Origin of the sequence: Streptomyces tricolor (assembly GCF_002155905.1) — a bacterium.
In the GTDB taxonomy this organism is placed as follows: Bacteria; Actinomycetota; Actinomycetes; order Streptomycetales; family Streptomycetaceae; genus Streptomyces; species Streptomyces tricolor.
In genome coordinates, this window is the sequence record NZ_MUMF01000590.1 from 1 (window position 1) to 3,761 (window position 3,761).

Annotated in this window: 4 protein-coding genes; 3 read left to right on the forward strand and 1 reads right to left on the reverse strand. The window is 69.8% G+C overall.

The annotated features are described in order from the left end of the window. Positions 1-2,266, forward strand: a 2,266-nt coding sequence (locus CCN44_RS34555) for a tetratricopeptide repeat protein (protein WP_086702369.1), incomplete at its 5' end; no start/stop codon positions are given. Here the strand turns inward: CCN44_RS34555 and CCN44_RS34560 are convergent. Next, positions 2,263-2,673, reverse strand: coding sequence for an ATP-binding protein (locus CCN44_RS34560; RefSeq protein ID WP_086702372.1), 411 nt, complete (start codon positions 2,671-2,673; stop codon positions 2,263-2,265). The two genes, CCN44_RS34555 and CCN44_RS34560, sit on opposite strands and share 4 nt — an antisense overlap. A gap of 112 nt (positions 2,674-2,785) precedes the next feature. Between CCN44_RS34560 and CCN44_RS34565 the strand changes: the two genes are divergently transcribed. After that, positions 2,786-3,607: a helix-turn-helix domain-containing protein gene (locus CCN44_RS34565; RefSeq protein WP_086702375.1), complete on the forward strand. Its 822-nt coding sequence runs from the start codon at positions 2,786-2,788 to the stop codon at positions 3,605-3,607. Further along, positions 3,604-3,761: DUF397 domain-containing protein (locus CCN44_RS34570; protein WP_143650173.1), on the forward strand; the 158-nt coding region annotated here is incomplete at its 3' end. The genes CCN44_RS34565 and CCN44_RS34570, both read left to right, overlap by 4 nt.

The following is a 3,761-nucleotide window of genomic DNA, read 5'->3' on the forward strand; positions in this document are numbered from 1 at the left end:
CCCGACCAGCCTCGCCGCGCTGCCGGCCGCGCCCGCCTTCTTCACCGGGCGCGAGGCCGCCGTCGCCGAACTGCTGGCCGCCCTCGCGGCGGACGACGAGGAGAGCGCACCGGCCGTCGTCATCTCCGCCGTCGCGGGACTCGGGGGTGTCGGCAAGACGGCGCTGGCGCTGCACGTCGCGCACACGGCCCGCGAGGAGGGGCGTTTTCCGGGAGGCGTGCTCTTCATCGACCTGCGGGGGTACGACAGGGCGCCGGTCACGACGGACCAGGCCGTGCTGTCCCTCCTGCGGGCGCTCGGGGTGCGCGACACGGACATGCCGCCGACGCCGGAGGAGCGGTACGCGTTCTACCGGTCACGTCTGGCGGACCGGGAGCCGGTGCTGATCGTCCTCGACAACGCCTCGGCTCCGGAGCAGATCGCCCCGCTGCTGCCGGGCGGTGGCCGAGGTCATCGGGTCCTGATCACCTCACGGGACGTCCTGGACTCCCTCCCGGTACGGCAGTTACGGATCGAGGCCCTCGCTCCGGAGGCCTCCCGGGACCTCGTCCAGCGGTTGCTGACGAGCTTCGACCCCACCGACCGCCGGGCCGTCGAGGAGCCCGGTGCCGTGGCCGGACTCTGCGAGCTGTGCGGGCATCTGCCCCTCGCTCTGCTCATCGCCGGCCAGTTGCTACGACGCCGCAGACACCGCCCTGTCGCCACCCTCACGGCGGAACTGCGGCGGGCGGCCGACCGGGTGCGGAAGCTGCGGGCGCGCGGCGTGGACCAGTACGGGAGGGAACTGGCGCTGCGGCCGGTGTTCGACGTGATGTACGCGCGGCTGGAGCCGGAACTCGCCGCGCTGTTCCGGCTCCTGGGGCAGGCGCCGGGTGCCGACATCGGGCTCGATCCGGCAGCCGTGCTCACCGGGCTCCCGCAGGAGGACCTGGAACCGCTGCTGGACGACCTGGCAGCGGCCTGCCTCCTCACTCCGCTGCCCGGCGGGCGCTGGCAGATGCACGATCTGCTGCGGCAGTACGCGAGGGCGCTGGCCACCGAGGAGTCAGGGCTCGCGCCGCCCGCGACCGAGGGCCGCAGGCGGCTGCTCGGTTATTACTTCCTGGGCGTGTGGGCCGCCAAGATCACGATCAAGGGAGGGCAGAGCGACATCTTCGGGCGCGACCTCTTCCACGCCCTCGGCTGGCTCGACTCCGAACGATCCGGTCTGCTGGCTGCCGCGCTGTGGACCAAGGGCGAGAACACGGAGGAAACGGAACTCGCCGTCACTCTGGCGCTCGCACTGGACGACTACTTCGCACTCCGCCGCGCCTACGACGACTGGGAGCAGCTTGCCCGGAACGCCTGTGAAGCCGCCCGCGGAATCGGTGACCGGGAACTGGAGGCAAGGTCCTGGGGCTGTCTCGGCAACGCCCTGCGGGGTCTGCGCCGGTACGAGGAAGCGATCGACGCCTTCCACCACGCCCGGCGGATCTTCGCCGGACTCGGGGACCGCCTGGGCCAGGGCAACGCCTGGGCCAGTCTCGGTGCTTGTCTGATCAGCCTGCGCCGCCATGAGGAGGCCGCCGACGCCTTCCGCCGCTGCATCGACGTCTACACCGCCCTGGGTGACCGGAAGGGCATCGCCACCGCCCGCAGCAACCTGGGAGTGCTGCTCGAAGGGCTGGGGCAGCTGGACGAGGCCGAGGACACCGTGCGGCGCGCCTCGGAGATGCATCGACAGCTCGGTGACCGGCGCGCCGAGGCAGTGGCCCAGGACAACCTCGGGACGATTCTGCGCCGACTCGGCCGCTCCGAGGAAGCGGCCAGGGCCCATGTTCGTGCCCTGGACCTCTGCATCGGCGCGCACGACTTCCACGGGGCGACCCGGGCATGGGACAACTTCGGCCTGACCATGCAGAGCCTCGGGCGATACGACGAGGCGATCGGCATCCACACCCAGGCCCGTGACGCGTACGCACGGTTGCACTTGAACGACGGCCCTGCCGAGGCCTCGGCCTGCCGCAACCTGGGTGTCGCCCTGCTGGCAGCGGGCCGCCCGGACGAAGCCCTGTCGGTGCTGGAGGAGGCCCGTGACCTCTCCCGACGGCACGACGACTGGTACGGCGCAGGGGCGGCGGCCCAGAGCAGCGCCCTGGCGCATGCGCGCCGGTCCCGCTTCGGCGAGGCCGTGTCCGCCTGGCTCGAAGCCGCCGAGGCGTACGAGCGAGGCGGCTTCACCGAGCTGGCCGATCAGGCCCGTCAGCGCGCTCAGCGGCTCGGCTAGCCGCCCGCCCCCGCGAACTCGCACCACACGATCTTGCCCGGGTTCCGCTCCCCCACCCCCCACTTGTCCGCGAGGGCGGCGACCAGCAGCAGCCCCCGGCCGTGCTCCGACTCCATGGACGCGTCCGGGATACCGACCGCCCCCGGGCCGCTGTCGTGCACCTCCACGCGCAGGGCGCCGTCGCCGTGCAGCGTCAGCCGGAGGAGGAAGCCACGGCCGGCGGGGACACCGTGGACGAGGGCGTTGGTCGCCAACTCGCTCACGCAGAGCAGTACGTCGTCGCTGCGCTCGGTGGTGGCCCAGGCGGTCAGCGCCTCTCCGGCGAACTGCCGTGCGAGCCGTACCGACCTGCGGTCCCGGCGGTAGAACGCCTGGCGCGTGTGGGGGTGCTGGGGTTCTGCGTTCATGAGGCGATTGTCACTGTGCGTCACTACAGTGGGTCAGTGAGTGACGTCGTAGTCCTGATTACTACGAGTCCACTACGAGAGCTTGGCGTGCGTATGGGGGAAAGGAACGGCCATGCACGTGGCAGCGAGGCCCAAGAAGGTCGGTTCGTGGTACGCGGTCGGTGCGCTCGTGGCGCACTTCAGGAAGAAGGCCCGCCTCACCCAGGAGCAGTTCGCGGAGTTGGCGAACCTCTCCGTGGACACGGTGCGGTCGATCGAGCAGGGGAGGTTGGCACTTCAGCCGGATCGCGCCGAGCAGTTTGACGAACTGCTCGGGACGGGTGGGGCGTTGGCAGTGGTGGTCTCCAGGCTGCCGATTCGAGATCGGATCGTTCAGTTCGCGCAGGGGCTGGTCGATCACGAGCAGGAGGCGGTGAGCATCCAGTCGTACCAGACCCAGATGGTGCATGGATTGCTTCAGACCAGGGAGTACTGCCTCGCCGCCTTCGACGCCCGCTATCCCGCGCTGGGCAGCGAGACCGCCGAGCAGTGGGTGAATGCCCGCATGGACCGTCAGTTGATCTGGCAGCGGGACCGGCCGCCTGTCGGGCACTTCGTCATGGAGGAGAGCATTCTGCGGCGGCAGGTCGGCGGCCCTGACGTGATGCGGAGGCAGATTCAGCAGATCCTGGAGTACACCGATCCCGTCCACATGAGCATGCAGATCATGCCCATGGATCGGATGCCGCACGCGGGGCTGGCGGGGCCCATGACGCTGCTGGAGACGCCCGAGCACGAACGCCTCGTCTACCTGGAGGTGCAGCGAGCGAGCTTCATGATCGACGAGCCTGAGGAGGTCAGCGATTACCACCTCAAGTATGGAATGCTGCGGTCACAGGCACTATCTCCTGACGAGAGCGCGCGCCTCTTGCACGGACTGCTAGGAGAGTTATGAACACCGCAGCACTGGCTTGGTTCAAGTCCACCTACAGCAGCAACGAGGGTGGCGAATGCCTCGAAGTCGCCTGCTCTTGGCGCAAGTCCAGCTACAGCGGAAGCGAAGGCGGCGACTGCGTAGAGGTGGCCACCCACCCCACCGCCATCCACAT